We start from the raw sequence: 17,436 nt of genomic DNA, 5'->3' as shown, positions 1-17,436 counted from the left end.
GATGTCCGCTGAACTTGCTGAGCCAGCCTCCAAGATCGAACTGCCCGCCCACGTCGGAGGTGGCGGAGAGATCCCCACATTCGACGTCACCATGCGCGTGCGCCGCTATAACCCTGAGGTCTCCGCTGACGCTACCTGGGATGACTTTAAGGTCACCATGTACGGCACCGACCGTGTGCTGGATGCCCTGCACAAGATCAAGTGGGAGATCGACGGCAGCGTTTCGTTCCGCCGCTCCTGCGCCCACGGTGTTTGTGGCTCGGATGCCATGCGCATCAACGGCCGCAACCGTCTTGCCTGCAAAACGCTTCTGAAGGACCTGGACACGTCCAAGCCCATCACGGTGGAACCCATCAAGGGCCTCCCGGTGGAGAAGGACCTCATCGTGGATATGGAACCGTTCTTCCAGTCCTTCCGCGAGGTTATGCCGTTCCTCATCAACAGAGGCCACGAACCCACTAAGGAGCGTCTGCAGTCCGCCGAAGACCGCGAGCGGTTCGATGACACCACCAAGTGCATCCTCTGCGCCGCGTGTACGTCATCGTGCCCCGTCTTCTGGACCGACGGTCAGTACTTCGGCCCGGCTGCCATCGTGAACGCCCACCGCTTCATCTTCGATTCCCGCGATGACGCCGGCGACATGCGCCTGGAGATCCTCAATGACAAGGAAGGCGTGTGGCGTTGCCGCACCACCTTCAACTGTTCCGAGGCCTGCCCCCGCGGCATCCAGGTGACGCAGGCAATCGCTGAGGTCAAGCAGGCCATCCTGTCCCGCAAGATCTGACTCTTTAGTACCAGGTTCTACCAACAAGGCACTATAGCGACGACGGCGCCCCTCACCCCAGCGGTGGGCCGGCGCCGTCGTCGTTTCAGCAGAACTGAAAGGCAAAGCGATGTCACGGTCGGAGAAAATCAGCTTCGAGGGAACAACCGGCGAGATCCTGTCCGGGATTCTCGATGTTCCCGACGGCCAGGTTAAAGGGTGGGGCGTGTTCTCGCACGGGTTCACGCTTGGCAAGGACAGCCCTTCCGCCTCGCGGATGTGCAAAGCCCTGGCTGATAACGGCGTGGGGATGCTCCGCTTCGACAACCTTGGCCTGGGCGATTCAGCCGGGTTGTGGTCTGAAGGATCGTTCAGCCACAAGGTGGCTGACACAGTCCGTGCTGCCGAGTTCATGCGTTCACAGGGAAAAACTATTTCGATTCTGGTGGGGCACTCCTTTGGTGGTGCCGCGGTGCTGGCAGCTGCCCAGCACATTCCCGAGCTCGACGCCGTCGCTACCGTCGCGGCGCCCTTCTCGCCGAAGCATGTTGCCCACGTCTTTGACGCCGCCCTGGATAAGATCCTCAGCGAAGGCAGCGCCGAGGTGGACCTCGGCGGCAAACGGGTGGAGATCCGCCGGCACTTCGTTGAGGATCTTGAAAACGCCGACCTTACCGACTGCATCAAGCGCCTGCACAAGCCGCTGATGGTCCTCCACTCCCCCACCGATAACACCGTGGGCATCGAAAACGCCAGCACCATCTTCCAGACGGCACGGCACCCCCGCAGCTTCGTGTCCCTGGAAGGCAGCGACCACTTGCTCACAGGCAAGGGGCAGGCGGCGCGTGCAGGCAGGATTATTTCTGCTTGGGCCGATCAGTACCTCGACGCCGGACGGTAGCCTCCAGCGCACGCTCCGGATCGACCGGGGTTTTACCGGGCTGCACCCGACGGGGACCCCAGCCCGTTATTTTGCCGGTGGGCGCCCTTTTGAGGTCCTCCTCGCGTACCTTGGACCAGGCCGCAGCCATCAGATACACCTGGCTGACCAGGTTGAACCAGATCAACAGGCCGATAATGATCGCGAACGGGGCCAGGATCGGATTCCGCCCGGCGCTTGCCAGCAAATCCGTGCTGAAGATCTGCAGGACACCGGTTCCCAGCGCCGCAAGGATGGTTCCCTCCAGCAGCGCCCGGCGGGACAACTTCAAGCCGCCCGCCAGTCGGAACATGATGACGGCCGTCATCCACGCCAGCACCAGCGGCACGCCGATCTTAATGGATGTGGTCAAAGGCCCTGAGAGCAAAGCGTCAAGCCGGAACTGCTCCGTCACCCAGCCGGCAGCAGTGCCGAAGACCAGGGAAGCACCTGCGCTGACTACAAGCGCAACACCGAGCAGCAGAAGTATCCCTGCCTCTTTCAGCTTCAGGAGCACAGGATTCATCGTCAGCGGAGGCAACTCATGGATTATCCGCAAGCCGCCGCGCATGCCGCCAATCCAGCGGAGGGACGTCACTACTGTTACTACGGCGGCTATAACGGCTGTCCAGCCCAGCCCGTCGGGGTTCAGCAGTTCCTCCGGGGCCACCAGGCCTTCCTTGCTCTCTGTTGTCAGCAGTCCAGGCGCGGCAGCCGATACACTGCTGACGATTCTGTCCAGGAGTGCCGGCTGATCGCGCAGCGCCAGGCCTGCAATGGAGAAGCCGGTGGTGAGCAGACCCGTGATGGAAAAGAACATGTTGAAGCCGATACCGGCGCTCAGGAGTGGCCCGCGCTGAAGGTTGTACTGCTGCATGGCCCGTACGGGGCGAAGGACGTTGAGCCGGGCGACGAGCCACTGGACCATCGCCGTCAGGGATTTGAGGGGGCCGCCGCCAGCACGGCGGGTTTTGCCCCACTCCAGCTTCCTGCGGATAATCTCCAGCTGCAGCTGGGCCAGGTTGGTGGGCAGGGGCTTGTCAGCGGGGGGCTGGTCAGCGGGACCGCGCTGAGCTGTCCGCCCCTCGGGGGTGGTCAGTTTCGATACCAAAATCCAACTCTTCCCGTAGCTGCCAGATGCCGTTGGTGTCGTGCTCGTAGAGTCCCATGCTAACCACAGGGAAGGTGGCCCTGTAGTCCTTCAACACCGTTTCGGCCTCGTCGAGGCTCTCGGGGGCAACATCGTGGGCGATGGTCACATGGGGGTGGTAGGCAAAAGGGAGGTCACGCTCAAGAGGGCCGGTCTGCAGCCTCTCATGGAGATCCACACAAGCCCCGAACCCGTCCTCGACGTTGAGGAACACCACCGGGGAGACGGGGCGGAAGGACCCGGTTCCAGCGATGCTGACGGTGAAAGGCTCCTGGTTCCTGGCCACTTCGCGGACATGGCTCAGCGTCGCTTCCCAATCGTCCGTCAGTGTGGTGGTGACCAGCGTGATGTGCGCCGGGATCACATCAGCCATGGGGTCGCCGAACGATGCCCGCCACTGCTGGAGTTCCAATGCGATGTCCGGCGGAAAGCCCAGGATGACCCCGACGCTCATGCCTTCAGTCTGTGTATCAGGATCACGCTGTGCTTCAAGGTCACGCTGTGTCGAACGGCCCTGCTGCACTTCAAGGTCACGCTGCGCTGGAAGGCGCCGTTGCGCGTTCTTTCGGGTCACAGCGTCATCAACTGACTTCCCCGCGCCACGTGCTGTGGTGTTGGAGACTTGGTTTGATGAGACTTTACTCGCAGCGGACATCGGGTTAGCGGACTCCTTTGGCTCCGGCGTACGGCAGGAGACCCACCTTGGTGTAAACATCCTGCAGAGTGGCACCCGCGATGGCTCGTGCCTTGTCTGCGCCGTGGGCCAGCAGGCGGTCGAGTTCAGCGGGATCCCCGAGCAACTCGTTGGCGCGCTCCCTGATGGGTGACAGATGTTGCGTGACAACCTCGGCCAGATCGACCTTTAAATGGCCGTACATTTTGCCTTGGTAGGCCTCAACGAGTGCTTCCACGCTCTGGCCGGTGATCGAGGAGTAGATGGTCAGGAGGTTTGAAACGCCGGGTTTATTTTCCCGGTCAAACCGGATCTCGGTTTCGGCATCCGTGACTGCCGACTTGATCCTCTTGGCAATGAGCTTGGGCTCGTCCAGGAGGTTGATGAGGCCGGAGGGCGACTCAGCCGACTTGGACATCTTGGCTGTCGGATTCTGGAGGTCGTAGATCTTTGCCGAAGCCTTCTGGATGAAGGGTTCGGGCACCGTGAACGTTTCGCCGAAGCGGGTGTTGAAGCGGTTTGCGAGGTCGCGGCTGAGTTCCACGTGCTGGCGCTGGTCCTCGCCTACCGGGACACCATGCGGCTGATACAGGAGGATGTCCGCCGCCTGAAGCACGGGATAGGTGAACAGCCCCACGTTGGCCTGGTCCGAGCCGTGCCGCAGCGACTTGTCCTTGAACTGGGTCATTCGCGAAGCCTCGCCGAAGCCCGTGATGCAATTCAGCACCCAGGCAAGCTGGGCATGTTCCGGCACCTGGGACTGGACGAACAGCGTGCACTTGTCCACATCGACGCCGCCGGCAATGTACTGCGCGGCGGTAATACGGGTGCGCCGGGCAAGTTCCGCGGGGTCGTACGGGATGGTGATGGCGTGCAGATCAGGAATGAAGAACACGGCGTCGTATTCATCCTGCATCCGGACCCAGTTGACCAGCGCGCCGAGGTAGTTGCCCAGGTGCAGGGAATCAGCCGAAGGCTGCATTCCTGAAAGGATGCGGTGCCGTGCAGCTGTTTTCCGTTGACCGTCCGCAGAGGGCAAGGGCTGGGCGGAGGCCCCGGGGTTGGTCACGGTGGAAGGAGAGGTCATTCGGAGAAGCCTTAGGGGTTAGAGCCGGTAGTCCACTACCAGCGGTGCATGGTCGGAGAAGCGGGTGTCCCATGAAGCGGCCCTGTCCACAACCGCGGAAAATGCCGCGGCGGCGAGGCCGGGAGTAGCCATGTGGTAGTCGATGCGCCAGCCTGTGTCCGCGTCGAAGGCCTTACCCCGCTGTGACCACCAGGTGTACGGGCCATCAACATTTCCTGCCAGGCCCCTGTGGACATCCTTCCATCCGATTTCTTCACCGAAAAAACGGTCAAAGTAAGCGCGCTCTTCAGGCAGGAAGCCGGCACGCTTGACGTTGCCCTTCCAGTTCCTGATATCTAATTCGGTGTGCCCGACGTTCAGATCGCCCACCACCAAGGCGTGGTCGCTGTGCTTGGCCAGCTCCGGCAGACGGGTGCTCATGACGTCCAGAAAACGGAACTTGTCGTCCTGCTTGGGCGTACCGGCCTCGCCTGAATGTACGTAGGCGCTGGCGACGGTCAGCTGAGACGTTTGGCCTGCGGTATCGGTGACGTAGAAGTCCGCCTCAACCCAGCGGCCGGTGGTAGCGAAGTAATCGTCCCCGATACCTGAGCGCGTGGCCACAGGCTCCGAGCGGGAAGCGATCGCGACACCGGCACGGCCTTTGGCCTCGGCTTCAGCATGCAGGATGTGCCAGCCCTCGCCCAGGAGTTCCCGCACGACGGCGTCCGGCGCGCGGACTTCCTGGAGGCACAGGATGTCGACCTCACGGGGCTCCAGCCATGCGGACATGCCCTTCTTGTAGGCAGCACGTAGTCCGTTGACGTTTACTGATGCGATACGAAGGTAGTCCTTCTTCAAAGCCGAGGTCACCCGCACTACTCTAGTCGATGATGGTTCCGCTGACGGGCTGGTCGTTACCGCCCGAGGACTTGATCATGTCCCTTGCATTGGTGGCCGTGATCTCGATGGTCTCCAGGGCCCGGGCAATGGTGTCCTGGTCCGCGGCCGCGCCCTTTTCCCGCTCTTTCTCCACCACTCGCACCTGAACCTGAACGATCTTGAAGGAGTGATCCAGCTTCAAGTCGCGCACCTCATCGGCATTGCTGCGCTCGGCCACCAGACGGGTCCCACCCCGGCCGGAGCTGGACGGTGAAGGCGCGAGGCCTGCGGCCGAGTTAAACGCGTTCTGCGCCTCTGTGATTTTTGCCCCGGCCTTCTTGGCCGCCCTTTGGATGCTGAGGACCACGAAGGCCGCCAAGGCCAGCCAGAAGAAGGCGATGATGGCGACAACCCAGCCCACGACGTCGTTCTGATTTGCTGCGAAAATAACAGCCACCAGGAAGGCGATGATGAAAACCGTCATCCCCAGCCCGCTGATGCGGAACATACTGAACCCTCGCTTGGCCGGTTCGGAGTTGCCTGGTTGGGAGGGAGACGCGGGATTGCCCAGTGATCGCATACACCAAGTATGGCAAACGCAACAGTGGCTCCATGCCCGCTTCCACCGCGGGCGAACGGAGCAACGGCTTCACGACAACTTGAGGAGCCTACTTCAGGAACAACTTGCGGAGCCGTCCGGTGGTCAGGAGTACACCCAGCACGATCATCACCAGGTAGTAGCCAACGTGGATTGGAGTGGCCGGGGTGAACACGCCCACGCTGATTTGCCGTAGGAGCTCCACCCCATGCCAGAGCGGCATCGCCTGGATGAACCACTGGATGGTCTGCGGGTAGACGCTGAGCGGGTAGAAGGTGGCGCTGAAGAGGAACATCGGGAGCATCACGAAGTTGATCCAGTCCATCTGCTGGAAGGTCTTCATGAAACTCGTGATACCCATGCCGAAGCTGGCAAACCCAAAAGCTATAAGCACCGCCGCTGGAATCATGAGCAGCGCCCACGGCGTGGTGATCAGGCCCATCAGGCCCATCACGGCGGTGAAGCCTGTGGCGTACAGCAGCCCGCGCAGCAGCGCCAGGAAGATCTCCCCCATGGCCACGTCAAGAGGACCCAGTGAGGTGTAGAGCATCCCCTGGTACAGCTTGGCGAAGTTCATCTTGAAGAACACATTCCAAGTGGAGTCGTAGACCGCTCCGTTCATGGCCGAAACAGCCAGCAACGCCGGGGCGATGTAGGCGGTGTAACTGATTTCCGAACCGCCCGGACCCTGGACCGTACCAACAATGGCTCCGAGCCCGACCCCCATGGAAATAAGGAACAGCACAGGTTCGAAGAATCCCGAGAGCATCACCATCCAGTTGCTGCTCTTGGTTGCCATGAGGCCGCGCGCCACTACCGCCTTGACGTTGCGTGAATAGAGAGGACCGAAGGACCTGTTGCGAGCGGCCTCGGTAACGCTGTGGCCCTCGGTGAGGACGCTCATGAGGCCATCCTTTTCTCGAACTGCCGCTTGGTCAGAACCCATCCCACGGCCGCCAGGCTGATGAGGAACACGATGTGGACGATGGTCAGGAGCGGAGCCTCCTCGTAGCCGTAACTGAAGACCCTCCCCAGCTCAGTGCCATGCCAGATGGGCGAGATCCAGCCGATCCAGCGCACCACCAGCGGCAAGGTGTCGAGCGGAAAGAATGTGCCGGAGAACAGGAACAACGGCATCACGATGAAGCGCATAACCATAGCGAACTGGCCTTTGTCTTCCTTGATCGAAGCTGAATAGGCCATCAGGGGAAGCCCGAAGGACAATCCGGCGAGGGTTGCCACCAGCACGGATACCCATCCCCAGCCGCTGGGCGAGGCGCCGAAGAGCGCCACAACCACGAAGTAAAGGGCGGATTGGACCACGAAGCGCAGGGTGACAGCCATGGCGTGCCCGCTGGCGATCTGTGACGGGGTCAACGGTGAAGCATGGGGGCCGTAATAGATGCGGCGCCACTTGAAGCCGTCCATCACGGGGAACGTGAATTCGTTGGCTGCTGTCATCACGGAGGCGGAGACCAGCAGGGCAGGGGCGATGAACACAAGATAGCTCACCCCGCCGAACGCTGAGGTGCTGTTGGCATCCACGAGGGTGGCCAATCCCACCCCCATGGCGAACAGGTAGGCGACAGGTTGCCCTACCCCGTACATCACGATGGTCCAGCTGTAGCCCTTCATCACGCGAAGGACCTGTTCCATGTAGTAGAAAGCACCCCAGCGGCGGGCACGGGCGGCAGAGATCTCCGGAGAATGCGCGCGGCGGAGCGTAACTGGACCCGCTCCGCCGCCGCCTGAAACAGTTGCTGCTTGCGGTTCAGTCAACGAGGCTCCTCCCTGTGAGGCGAAGGAATACGTCTTCGAGCGACGACCGGCGGACCAGCGACGTCAGGGGATGGAGGCCGCGGGCAGACACCTGTTCAAGAGCGGCTTCCCCGTCCTCGGCATAAATGAGCACCCGGTCCGGAAGGGTCTCAATCCTTTCGCCGATTCCCACCAGCTCCGCACCAATGGAAGTATTGCGTTCGGACCCGAATCTCAATTCCAGCACTTCACGGGTGGAGTACTCCCTGATCAAGCTGGCCGGGGATCCTTCAGCCATAATCTTTCCCTTGTCCACCACGATCAGCCGGTCGCAGAGCTGTTCAGCCTCATCCATATAGTGGGTGGTCAGGATCAGCGTGACGCCTTGTTCCTTGAGTCGGAAGAGCCTGTCCCAGAGGATGTGGCGCGCCTGGGGATCAAGGCCGGTGGTGGGTTCGTCCAGCAACAGGATCCGTGGCTCATTGATCAGCGAGCGCGCAATGGTCAGGCGGCGCTTCATGCCGCCGGACAACGCATCCACCTTGGACTTCGCCTTGTCCGTCAGCTGCGCAAATTGGAGGAGTTCGTCAGCCTTGGGCCGCAGGTAGCTCATGGGCAGCCCGAAGTAGCGTCCATAGACCAGGAGGTTGTCGCGGACACGCAGTTCCTCGTCCAGGTTGTCCTGCTGCGGCACAACCCCCAAGTGGGCACGCACCTCAGGTCCATGCTGGTCAGGATCAAGGCCCATGATGGTGAGTTGGCCGGAAGTGCGCTGCGAGACGCCACCGATCATCTTCATGGTGGTCGACTTGCCCGCGCCGTTCGGCCCAAGCAGCCCAAAGGCTTCACCAGCCGGGACATTGAAGGAAATATCGTCGACGGCGATGACGTCGCCGTAGGTTTTGCTGAGGTTCTGCGCGGAAATGACGTACTCGTCGGCGTCTTTGCTGTCATTACGGGGAGGGCGGGAGGATGCTTTTTCTTTCGACACGAGTTCTGGCACCCACCTAACGCTAGTACTCATATTCGAACAAAGAAAGAGTTCCCTCTCAAAAAATCCATTCGATTTGGGATATTCCACAGAGCCCGGCCGTAGTCCCAAATACGGGGCAGTCATTAAAGACGAAGGGTACCCGGCCACTCAATGGCCGGATACCCTTTTTCGATTCACAACTGCGCAGCTTTACGCGGCTACAGCCCGAGTCAAGCCAGTCCCGCTTGCCGCTCCGCTGATTCCACTACGTTCTCAAGCAGCATCGCGCGGGTCATCGGACCCACGCCGCCCGGGTTGGGCGACAACCAGGCTGCAACATCGGCGGCCTCAGGATGAACGTCTCCGGTGACAACAGCCTTACCGTTGCCGTCGTCCACACGGCTCACACCGACGTCGAGCACTATGGCCCCCGGTTTGAGGTCCTGTGCCTTGATCATGTGCGGCTGGCCGGCAGCGGCAATCACGACGTCGGCCTGCCGGAGTTCGGCGGGCAGGTCTGTGGTGCCTGTGTGGGCCAGAATGACCGTGGCGTTGACGTCTTTGCGGGTCAAGAGTAATCCAACCGGGCGGCCGATGGTGACACCGCGGCCTACCACCAGCACCCGCTTGCCGTTGAGATCGATCCCGTGACGGGTCAGCAACTCCACGCATCCCTTGGGAGTACAGGGCAAAGGGGATTTCATCGGTCCGCTGACGTTGGCCACAAGCCGTCCGAGGTTCATCGGGTGCAGGCCATCGGCGTCCTTGTCAGGGTCCATGGCCTCAAGGATGACGTCCTGGTCGATGTGTTTGGGTAACGGAAGCTGGACGATGTAGCCGGTGCAGTCCGGGTTCTCATTCAGCTCCCGGATAACGTCAAGCAACTCCTCCTGGGTGGCATTATCCGGGAGGTCGCGCCGGATGGACGTGATGCCAACCTCTGCGCAGTCCTTGTGCTTTCCGGCCACGTACCAGGTGCTTCCCGGGTCGGAGCCCACCAGCACAGTGCCAAGGCCGGGAACTACTCCCTTGGCCTTAAGTGCGGTGACGCGCTCAGTCAGTTCCGTCTTGATGGCAGCAGCCACTGCCTTGCCGTCAAGAACCCGGGCAGTGCCCTGAGAGCCGGTGGAAACCATGCTTACCACTGCTCATGCTGCGGATACAGCGGGAAGTCGGCGGCGAGTTTGTCCACACGGGTCTGGAGCGCCCGGACGTCGGTGGCAGCGCCGGACTTGAGGGCGGTGGCGATGATGTCTGCGACCTCTGTGAATTCCGCCGCGCCGAAGCCGCGGGTGGCCAGGGCGGGCGTACCGATGCGCAGGCCGGAGGTGACCATCGGCGGGCGGGGGTCGAACGGGACAGCGTTTCGGTTGACGGTGATGCCCGCCGAGTGCAGGAGGTCCTCGGCCTGCTGGCCATCGAGCTGCGAGTTACGCAGGTCCACCAGGACCAGGTGGACGTCGGTGCCGCCGGTGAGAACCGAGACGCCAGCTTCGGCGACGTCGGACTGGGTGAGGCGGTCAGCAATGATCTTGGCACCTTCAAGGACGCGTTCCTGGCGCTCCTTGAACTCTTCGGTGCCGGCAATCTTGAACGCGACAGCCTTGGCGGCAATAACGTGCATGAGGGGTCCGCCCTGCTGGCCCGGGAAGACGTTGGAGTTCAGCTTCTTGGCCCACTCCTGCTTCGCCAGGATCACGCCGGAGCGGGGACCGGAAAGCGTCTTGTGGACAGTGGAGGTAACGACGTCGGAGTGCGGCACCGGGCTCGGGTGAAGGCCTGCAGCCACCAGTCCGGCGAAGTGCGCCATGTCGGTCCAGAGCAGTGCTCCTACCTCGTCTGCAATGGAGCGGAAGGCGGCGAAGTCAAGGTGGCGGGGGTAGGCCGACCAGCCCGCGATGATGACCTGAGGCTTCTCCGCAATGGCCTGCTGACGCAGCTTGTCCATGTCGATGCGGAAGTTGTCCTCTTCCACCTGGTAAGCGGCCACGTTGTAGAGCTTGCCGGAGAAGTTCAGCTTCATGCCGTGCGTAAGGTGTCCGCCGTGGGCCAGTGACAGGCCCAGGATCTTGTCACCAGGGGTGATCATGGCCGAGAGCGCCGCGGCGTTTGCCTGTGCACCGGAGTGAGGCTGGACGTTGGCGTACTCGGCACCGAACAGTGTCTTGACGCGGTCGATGGCCAACTGCTCAGCGACGTCGACATATTCACAGCCGCCGTAGTAGCGGCGTCCCGGGTAGCCTTCTGCGTACTTGTTCGTCAGGACAGAGCCCTGGGCTTCCATCACGGCGCGGGGAGCGAAGTTCTCGGAGGCAATCATTTCCAGGGTGCCGCGCTGACGGCCGAGCTCCTGGTCCAGGACTGCTGCGATTTCGGGGTCAAGCTCGGCCAGCGATTGGTTGCTGACCACTGACGAGGTCGTGGGAGTGGAAGTAGTCACGAAGAACTCCTGGCTAGGGAACGGTTACTGCTAAAGGTCAGGCTACCGGCTGGCGAATGGCTCCGCCCGTTGGTTACGGGTGCCCTTGAACACTGGGACAGCCGCTACGGAGAACCACAGCAAGAGGCGGCAGCAACATGCACTGCCATCCGGCAAAACATGACCCTCGGCCCAGGCGTACGATCCGTGGTCTTCGTGAGTGCCGCTCCCTGGTGGTTAGCCACCCAACGCCAGTTGCGACCGGTTAAGCGTACAACAGGAGCCACCCCCGCGCGGGTAGGCTGGTTTCCGTGACTGAAGACCTGCTGAACGACTCGTACGTTGTAACCCTCTCCTGCCCCGACCGGCCCGGGATTGTGCATGCCGTCGCCGGCGCTCTCCTGCTGGCCGGATGTAACATTACGGACTCGCAGCAGTATGGCAGCCAGGCGACCGGAACGTTCTTTATGAGGGTGGAGGCCACCACCACTGCCTCCCAGGCAGAGCTGCACACATCGTTGGATCCCGTTGCCCGGGCTTTCGACATGCAGTTGACGCTCAACCCGGCCGGACGCAGGGTTCGGACGCTGCTGATGGCCAGCAAGTCTGCGCACTGCCTCAATGACCTGCTGTTCCTGCAGCGCTCGGGAACCTTGCCCATTGAGATCCCCGCCATCGTCTCCAACCACCGGGACCTCCAGGGCCTTGCTGAGTTCTACGGGATCCCGTTCCACCACATTCCCGTCACCCCTGAAACCAAGGTGGACGCTGAGGATGCATTGCGGGCCATCATGGCCGAGAACGACGTCGAGCTCACGGTACTTGCCCGCTACATGCAGGTCCTCTCAGACTCCCTGTGCACCGAGCTCACAGGCAAAGCCATCAATATCCATCACTCATTCCTGCCCTCCTTCAAGGGGGCGAAACCCTATCACCAGGCCCATGCCCGCGGCGTGAAACTGATTGGCGCCACCGCCCACTACGTCACTGCTGCCCTGGATGAGGGGCCCATTATTGAGCAAGAGGTCATCCGGGTGGACCACCGCAGGACCGCCGAACAGTTCGTGCAGATGGGCCGGGACGTGGAAGGCCGCACACTGGCACAGGCTGTGCAGTGGCACGCCGAACACCGTGTGCTGCTGGACGGCAACAGGACTGTTGTCTTCAACTGACGGTCTTTGAGCGGCGCTGTGGAGGGGTCCTCTAGGCTGTACCCATGGCTCCCCTCTACACCTTCGACGGCAACACCCCGGAGGTCCACGACTCAGTTTTTGTGGCCCCCACGGCATCTATCATCGGCAGGGCATCGCTCGCCGAAAATGCCAGCGCATTCTTCGGGGTCTCAGTAAGGGCCGACACCGCCACGATCACCGTCGGAGCGGGAAGCAACCTCCAGGACAACGTGGTGCTGCACGCGGATCCGGGCTTCCCCTGCATTATCGGGGCGGGCGTCAGCGTCGGGCACAGCGCCGTCGTCCACGGCTGCACCGTTGAGGATGAGTGCCTTATCGGGATGAGCGCCACCATCCTTAACGGGGCAGTGATAGGCGCCGGTTCGCTCGTGGCGGCAGGCGCCGTCGTCCTTGAGGGAACGGTAGTTCCGCCGCGTTCGCTCGTTGCCGGCGTGCCCGCAAAGGTACGGCGGGAACTGAGCGAGGAAGAGTTCGACGGCGTCCGGCGCAATGCCGAGCGGTACGTGGAGCTTGCCCGCGCCCACCGCGGGGAACAAGCCGGGCACTAGGTCTGTCGCCGTTGTTCCCGCTTCCATTCCCTGCAGTGCTCCACTAAGACGTGGCAACCACCAGCAAGTCACCGACTGTGCAGTCGAGGACTCTGCAGATTGCAGACAGGGTGGAAAATCGGATCGCTCGAGCCCGGTCGTTTTTCAGCACCGACAGGTTAACAATACTGACACCTACTTGCTGACTGAGCTCAGTTAAGGTCATGCCTCTGGCCTCGAGGAGTTCATCGAGCCTGCAATGAATTCGCTGCTCTTCTTCTGGGGCGGGCGGCATCAGACCAGTCCGTCCAATTCCGCCTGCTGACGCCGGCCGGTCTCAAACATGCTCGCGAGACCGGCGGCACCAAGACCCACCGCGATTGGCCACAAATCAAGTTGTGCCAGGAAGAAAGTCCCAGCATCCCGCTCCGGCAGTAATCCGACCCGCTCGAGGACAGAGTGGTGAACGATCCCTTCAATCAGGGGGTGCGCGGCACCCCACACCATCACCATCATCCCCGAAATTCCGATCGCCCTTGCTAGCTGCTTTCCGAACCCCGCATCGCGGTACACGGACCAACTGATCATGCCCAGAGTCGCTGAGGTCAACAGACCAGCGAGAGCGCCCAGGAGCCCGGATGCCATCAAGGAATACCTTTCGGTGGAGGTAAGACTGGCCGGCTGAATATCCGCAGTGGCGTACGCAGCTTCGAGGACTTCACTGTTGCCCGCCCCAAGTGCGGGTGTTTCCAGGTTCTCGAGAGGCACCCGCAGGACAGGGGTGTCCGCTAACCCGGTAACAAGGGTGACCAGTACTGAGATGCCGATGCCAAGGGCTGCCAGTCCAAAGAGAACGGCGACCAGCAAAGCAACCTTGCGGTCCAAATGAGCAAGCCTAGTAACCACAGTCAATCCCCAATCCAAAGAAGTTATCGATTACCGTTAATATAACGATAATCGATAACTGTTTCAATACCTGAGAGGCTGGCCGGTTTGGGGACACGTCTCTGCCCCCTCGGGTATGGTGTCTGAATGGTTCGTAGACTCGCCGACATCGGGGCCGAGGGCGTCCTGCTGGCCGGGGCAGGGCGTGCCGTCCTGCTGCAGATTGCCAATCCCTCGGTCGGCCACGCCGTGGCTGAGCACAGCAATTTTACGGAACGGCCGCTGGACCGGCTGCGTACCACCATGAGTTATGTCTACGCCGTGATCTACGGTTCACCGGAGCAATTGGCAGCCATGCGGCGCAGCGTCAACCGTGCCCACGCGCCGGTCCGCCGCCAGGCTGGCATCAATTCCAAGGGTTACAACGCTTTCGACGGCGATTCCCAGCTTTGGGTGGTGGCCACCCTTTACGACACCGCCGTGACTGTCTATGAACGAATCCATGGCCCGCTTGACGACGATTCCGCCGATGCCGTTTACCGCGAGTACGCGAAGATCGGGACGGCCCTGCAGCTCCCCGAGGAGATGTGGCCGGCTGACCGCTCAGCGTTCCGTGAGTACTGGAACCGAAGCCTTGCCAGCATGAAGGTGGACGAGGTCGCGGTCCGGGTGGCTCGGGACCTGCTGTATCCCTCCGCTGTGCCGGTGTGGCTGCGGCTCACCATGCCCCTGGCACGGCTCCTCACCGCCGGCCTCCTGCCCGACTCGCTTCGGGAGGACTTCAGGCTGCCGTGGGGTAAGGGCCGGCGTCGGCGCTTCGAAAGGACAATGCGCCTGCTGGCCGTTGTCAATCCTCTTCTGCCGCAGCGGGTCAGGCATTGGCCGAGGGACCACTACCTGGGCCAAATCGACAGCGTGGGTCAAGCACCCCACTCAGCCCCACCCCGCTCAATCGCGCCGTCAGCCGATCTACGCAGGGCAGATGCCTAAGCCTGCTGCCGGAGGCGACGGTACTTCCACTGAACAGTTCCTGCATCAACGGGCTCACCAGTACCTCGACAAGGTAACTCCCTGGGGCCTACGCTCCAGGCTGGTCGAGTTCGGAGTCTTCGGACTGAAACAAGCCTGGGCGTGTGTTTTTGGTGCACTGCTCCTCGCTGTCATCCTGGCGGTGCGCCTCTGGTACCCGGACGGTGCAGTACTGGCCAGGAATGACTTCCTGACGTTGGCCGCTATTGCCATCCAGGTCCTGATGGTCCTCACCAGGCTTGAAACCCTCCGCGAGTTGCGGGTGATTGTGCTGTTCCACGTGGTGGGAACGGGCATGGAGCTTTTCAAAACGAGCGTTGGGTCCTGGTCCTACGAGGCCGACGGTCTTTTGCGCCTCGGAGCCGTTCCACTCTTCAGCGGCTTCATGTATGCGGCCGTGGGCTCCTACATGGTGCGCGTTTACCGCATCTTTAACCTGCGGTTTTCCCGTTACCCCAAGCGCTGGATCACAGCTGTTTTGGCCAGCGCCATCTATCTGAATTTTTTCTCCCATCACTTTCTTCCGGATGCCCGCTGGATTCTGCTCGCCGCAATTGCCGTCATCTTCGGCCCGTGCATGATGCACTTCCGGGTGTTCCGCAGGCACTTCAGAATGCCGTTGGTCCTATCGTTTCTGCTGGTGAGCCTCTTCATCTGGATCGCCGAGAACATCGCAACCTGGTCCAATGCTTGGCTGTATCCAAGTCAAGCGAACGGCTGGCACCTCGTGTCCCTCGACAAGCTTGTCTCCTGGTTCCTCCTAATGATCATCTCGGTGGTGCTGGTCGCCTGGGTTTACAAGCCTTACCCACCGGACGCCGACGCCGCGGCTCCCGAAGAATCAAAAGAGGAAACAAACGCCGGGCAGCCATCCGTGGGGGGTTCAGTCGAGGTCGATCGGACCCAGGTCCTCTAGCAGCTCACCCGGCCCGGGATTTTCCGGAGCGGACTGCCCACCCAGATGGTTCACCACTCCCCAGACGGCGTTCAATCCGGTGGTCACGGCGCCTTCCGCCCAACCGGCGGTAAAGGATACGTCGTCCCCGGCCAGGAAGATCCCCCGCTGGTGCTCTGGAAGTTTGTCCTGCTTGAAGTGCGAGAAAAGCCGCTGCTGGTAGCGGTAATGCCCTGGCAGATTGGCTTTGAAAGCTCCCATGAAGTTGGGTTCGGCTTCCCACGAGACGGTGATGGGCTGTCCGATGATGTGGCTGGCGATGTCCACACCGGGATAGATCTGCTCGAGCGAATGCAGCATGAGTTCCACACGCTGGTCCGCATCCAGGGCCAGCCACTTGAGGGCGTCATCGTTCCACGTATAGGACAGGAGGATGACAGCAGGCTTGTCGGGACCGTCGTCGAGCAGGTAAGTGGCCCGGTTCAGCCGGTCCGTCAGGGTCATCGAGAGGACTTCCCGTCCCGTGTCCGGATCAATGTCCTTCCAGAACGGCCTGTCCACCATCACAAACGTCTTGGACGACTGCATGTAGTGGGAGCGTTCAATCGCTGTCCACAGCTGAGCGGGAAACAGCGCCTCCTCGGTGTGGATCCTGGTGGACAGCAACCATGACTGGCAGGTGGTGACGACAGCCGGGTAGGCAGCCTCGCGGCCCCACCGCTCCCGCACGAGGAAGCTACGAGCGGGGAGATCGGCGCTGTTTGCACGGACGATCCTGTCAACGGCGCCGCGGGGCGATCCGGAATGCAGTGAGGAAAGGGACGTGCCTTCGGGCCAGTGGGCCATGCCCGAAGGCGTGTGCTTCCACAGTGCCTCCGGTAGCCTCTGCGCGCCGCCGCTTATCATGCGGTGCTGGTCGTCGGCGTCGGTATAAACAACGCGGAGGATTTCCAGAATGGAGTTGGGAAAGTCGGTGTCCCAGCCGCCTGTCCCAAAACCCACCTGCCCGAACGCCTCGCGGTGTGCAAAACCCGCGTCCTTGAAGGACTTGCTTTCCGCTATGAACCCGTAAAACGTCTGTTCGTCAAGCTCCGGGAGCAGATCATTCCAGATTTCCTTGATCCGGGCGGTGTCCCTCGCACGAATGGCCTGCTGCATCTCACTGAACCGGGCGCCGTCGTTCACTGCATGCTTCCAGGCCTCCGCCACCTCACGGAAAAACGGCGGCAGGTCCGCTGAAGTGGTGGCGTAGTGCTTCTCCCCCGCGAGCTCAATCACCGTACTGGAGGTGCCGGGCGCAAGCGGGTTGGGGAAATCCTGAGTCTGCAGCCCGAGCAGGTCAACGTAGTGGTAGAACGCCTTGCCGGAAACAGGGAAGCGCATGCCACCAAGGTCCGCCACCACGTCAGGGGCCGACGGGAAGTTGGCCGTCCGCAGCCGTCCACCGATCTGGTCGGCCTCGAACACCACGGGGCGCAGCCCAAGTTTCATCAGTTCATAGGCTGTGACAAGTCCGGAAAGACCAGCGCCGATGATGGCCACTTCTGTTCCGTACAACTCCGGTGGCACCGAGCCGAGGCCATTGGGGTGGGCCAGATAGTGGTCGTAGCTGAACGGGAAGTCCGGGTTCAGCATGGTGATGGGACCGGGAGTGTCCAGGGTGCTCGAAGGATCGGAAGCCGGCAATTCAGTGGCGGTGGTCATGG

The 17,436-nt window shown here is 61.7% G+C and carries 19 protein-coding genes; 6 read left to right on the top strand and 13 right to left on the bottom strand.

All coding sequences use genetic code 11. The annotated features are described in order from the left end of the window. Position 1: 1 nt before the first annotated feature. Positions 2-784, top strand: coding sequence for a succinate dehydrogenase iron-sulfur subunit (locus tag RIN13_RS04690; RefSeq protein WP_309106174.1), 783 nt, complete (start codon positions 2-4; stop codon positions 782-784). A 109-nt stretch (positions 785-893) separates the two neighbouring features. Further along, on the top strand, positions 894-1,664 hold the full coding sequence (locus tag RIN13_RS04685) for an alpha/beta hydrolase (protein WP_309106173.1): 771 nt from the start codon (positions 894-896) through the stop codon (positions 1,662-1,664). Here RIN13_RS04685 and RIN13_RS04680 read toward each other — a convergent pair. From RIN13_RS04680 to glyA, 10 genes are all read right to left on the bottom strand, one after another. Further along, positions 1,621-2,793 carry a YihY/virulence factor BrkB family protein gene (locus RIN13_RS04680; RefSeq protein WP_375164719.1) on the bottom strand — a complete coding sequence of 391 codons (1,173 nt, stop codon included), beginning with the start codon at positions 2,791-2,793 and terminating at the stop codon, positions 1,621-1,623. The two genes, RIN13_RS04685 and RIN13_RS04680, sit on opposite strands and share 44 nt — an antisense overlap. Next, positions 2,738-3,286 carry a 2'-5' RNA ligase family protein gene (locus RIN13_RS04675; RefSeq protein WP_309106221.1) on the bottom strand — a complete coding sequence of 183 codons (549 nt, stop codon included), beginning with the start codon at positions 3,284-3,286 and terminating at the stop codon, positions 2,738-2,740. The genes RIN13_RS04680 and RIN13_RS04675 overlap by 56 nt, the downstream gene beginning before the upstream one ends. A 205-nt stretch (positions 3,287-3,491) precedes the next feature. Beyond that, positions 3,492-4,592: a tryptophan--tRNA ligase gene (gene trpS, locus RIN13_RS04670; RefSeq protein ID WP_309106172.1), complete on the bottom strand. Its 1,101-nt coding sequence runs from the start codon at positions 4,590-4,592 to the stop codon at positions 3,492-3,494. A gap of 18 nt (positions 4,593-4,610) precedes the next feature. Continuing rightward, positions 4,611-5,444 (bottom strand): exodeoxyribonuclease III, encoded by an 834-nt coding sequence (locus tag RIN13_RS04665; protein ID WP_309106171.1) that lies wholly within the window; start codon positions 5,442-5,444, stop codon positions 4,611-4,613. A 10-nt stretch (positions 5,445-5,454) separates the two neighbouring features. Then, positions 5,455-6,033: a hypothetical protein gene (locus tag RIN13_RS04660; RefSeq protein WP_309106170.1), complete on the bottom strand. Its 579-nt coding sequence runs from the start codon at positions 6,031-6,033 to the stop codon at positions 5,455-5,457. Between the two features lie 88 nt (positions 6,034-6,121). Then, complete coding sequence (locus RIN13_RS04655; protein WP_309106169.1) at positions 6,122-6,955, bottom strand: ABC transporter permease; 834 nt, start codon at positions 6,953-6,955, stop codon at positions 6,122-6,124. Further along, positions 6,952-7,830 carry an ABC transporter permease gene (locus RIN13_RS04650; protein ID WP_375164716.1) on the bottom strand — a complete coding sequence of 293 codons (879 nt, stop codon included), beginning with the start codon at positions 7,828-7,830 and terminating at the stop codon, positions 6,952-6,954. The genes RIN13_RS04655 and RIN13_RS04650 overlap by 4 nt, the downstream gene beginning before the upstream one ends. Beyond that, a complete protein-coding gene (locus RIN13_RS04645; protein ID WP_309106168.1) occupies positions 7,823-8,812 on the bottom strand; it encodes an ABC transporter ATP-binding protein in 990 nt (329 codons plus the stop codon). The genes RIN13_RS04650 and RIN13_RS04645 overlap by 8 nt, the downstream gene beginning before the upstream one ends. A 200-nt stretch (positions 8,813-9,012) precedes the next feature. Next, positions 9,013-9,918 (bottom strand): bifunctional methylenetetrahydrofolate dehydrogenase/methenyltetrahydrofolate cyclohydrolase, encoded by a 906-nt coding sequence (locus RIN13_RS04640; protein ID WP_309106167.1) that lies wholly within the window; start codon positions 9,916-9,918, stop codon positions 9,013-9,015. A gap of 2 nt (positions 9,919-9,920) precedes the next feature. Beyond that, positions 9,921-11,222 (bottom strand): serine hydroxymethyltransferase, encoded by a 1,302-nt coding sequence (glyA, locus tag RIN13_RS04635; protein ID WP_309106166.1) that lies wholly within the window; start codon positions 11,220-11,222, stop codon positions 9,921-9,923. Between the two features lie 290 nt (positions 11,223-11,512). Between glyA and purU the strand changes: the two genes are divergently transcribed. Next, on the top strand, positions 11,513-12,373 hold the full coding sequence (gene purU / locus RIN13_RS04630) for a formyltetrahydrofolate deformylase (protein ID WP_309106165.1): 861 nt from the start codon (positions 11,513-11,515) through the stop codon (positions 12,371-12,373). 44 nt (positions 12,374-12,417) lie between these two features. After that, complete coding sequence (locus RIN13_RS04625; protein ID WP_309106164.1) at positions 12,418-12,942, top strand: gamma carbonic anhydrase family protein; 525 nt, start codon at positions 12,418-12,420, stop codon at positions 12,940-12,942. A gap of 43 nt (positions 12,943-12,985) precedes the next feature. Here RIN13_RS04625 and RIN13_RS04620 read toward each other — a convergent pair whose 3' ends face one another. Then, on the bottom strand, positions 12,986-13,216 hold the full coding sequence (locus tag RIN13_RS04620; RefSeq protein WP_309106163.1) for a helix-turn-helix transcriptional regulator: 231 nt from the start codon (positions 13,214-13,216) through the stop codon (positions 12,986-12,988). Next, positions 13,216-13,833 (bottom strand): hypothetical protein, encoded by a 618-nt coding sequence (locus RIN13_RS04615; RefSeq protein WP_309106162.1) that lies wholly within the window; start codon positions 13,831-13,833, stop codon positions 13,216-13,218. Before RIN13_RS04615 ends, RIN13_RS04620 begins: the two co-directional genes overlap by 1 nt. Before the next feature lie 120 nt (positions 13,834-13,953). On the opposite strand from RIN13_RS04615, the gene RIN13_RS04610 reads away from it, so the two are divergent. Next, the gene (locus RIN13_RS04610; RefSeq protein WP_309106161.1) at positions 13,954-14,796 is read left to right on the top strand and encodes an oxygenase MpaB family protein; all 843 of its coding nucleotides are present in this window, start codon (positions 13,954-13,956) and stop codon (positions 14,794-14,796) included. Continuing rightward, positions 14,789-15,751, top strand: coding sequence for a DUF817 domain-containing protein (locus RIN13_RS04605; protein WP_309106160.1), 963 nt, complete (start codon positions 14,789-14,791; stop codon positions 15,749-15,751). Before RIN13_RS04610 ends, RIN13_RS04605 begins: the two co-directional genes overlap by 8 nt. On the opposite strand, the gene RIN13_RS04600 is transcribed toward RIN13_RS04605, so the two are convergent. Then, on the bottom strand, positions 15,719-17,434 hold the full coding sequence (locus RIN13_RS04600; protein ID WP_309106159.1) for an NAD(P)/FAD-dependent oxidoreductase: 1,716 nt from the start codon (positions 17,432-17,434) through the stop codon (positions 15,719-15,721). The genes RIN13_RS04605 and RIN13_RS04600 overlap by 33 nt on opposite strands. Positions 17,435-17,436 lie beyond the last annotated feature (2 nt).

Origin of the sequence: Arthrobacter sp. (assembly GCF_031179985.1) — a bacterium.
Taxonomy (GTDB): domain Bacteria; phylum Actinomycetota; class Actinomycetes; order Actinomycetales; family Micrococcaceae; genus Arthrobacter.
The sequence above is the reverse complement of the archived record's forward strand: the minus strand, read 5'-3'. Positions and strand labels throughout refer to the sequence as shown.

Excerpts from the sequence above, each read along its gene's own strand:
- RIN13_RS04690 (WP_309106174.1), top strand. The coding sequence starts at position 2 with ATGTCCGCTGAACTTGCTGAGCCAGCCTCCAAGATCGAACTGCCCGCC.
- RIN13_RS04685 (WP_309106173.1), top strand. The coding sequence starts at position 894 with ATGTCACGGTCGGAGAAAATCAGCTTCGAGGGAACAACCGGCGAGATC.
- RIN13_RS04675 (WP_309106221.1), bottom strand. The coding sequence starts at position 3,286 with ATGAGCGTCGGGGTCATCCTGGGCTTTCCGCCGGACATCGCATTGGAA.
- trpS (WP_309106172.1), bottom strand. The coding sequence starts at position 4,592 with ATGACCTCTCCTTCCACCGTGACCAACCCCGGGGCCTCCGCCCAGCCC.
- RIN13_RS04660 (WP_309106170.1), bottom strand. The coding sequence starts at position 6,033 with ATGCGATCACTGGGCAATCCCGCGTCTCCCTCCCAACCAGGCAACTCC.
- RIN13_RS04655 (WP_309106169.1), bottom strand. The coding sequence starts at position 6,955 with ATGAGCGTCCTCACCGAGGGCCACAGCGTTACCGAGGCCGCTCGCAAC.
- RIN13_RS04640 (WP_309106167.1), bottom strand. The coding sequence starts at position 9,918 with ATGGTTTCCACCGGCTCTCAGGGCACTGCCCGGGTTCTTGACGGCAAG.
- RIN13_RS04625 (WP_309106164.1), top strand. The coding sequence starts at position 12,418 with ATGGCTCCCCTCTACACCTTCGACGGCAACACCCCGGAGGTCCACGAC.
- RIN13_RS04620 (WP_309106163.1), bottom strand. The coding sequence starts at position 13,216 with ATGCCGCCCGCCCCAGAAGAAGAGCAGCGAATTCATTGCAGGCTCGAT.
- RIN13_RS04610 (WP_309106161.1), top strand. The coding sequence starts at position 13,954 with ATGGTTCGTAGACTCGCCGACATCGGGGCCGAGGGCGTCCTGCTGGCC.
- RIN13_RS04605 (WP_309106160.1), top strand. The coding sequence starts at position 14,789 with ATGCCTAAGCCTGCTGCCGGAGGCGACGGTACTTCCACTGAACAGTTC.
- RIN13_RS04600 (WP_309106159.1), bottom strand. The coding sequence starts at position 17,434 with ATGACCACCGCCACTGAATTGCCGGCTTCCGATCCTTCGAGCACCCTG.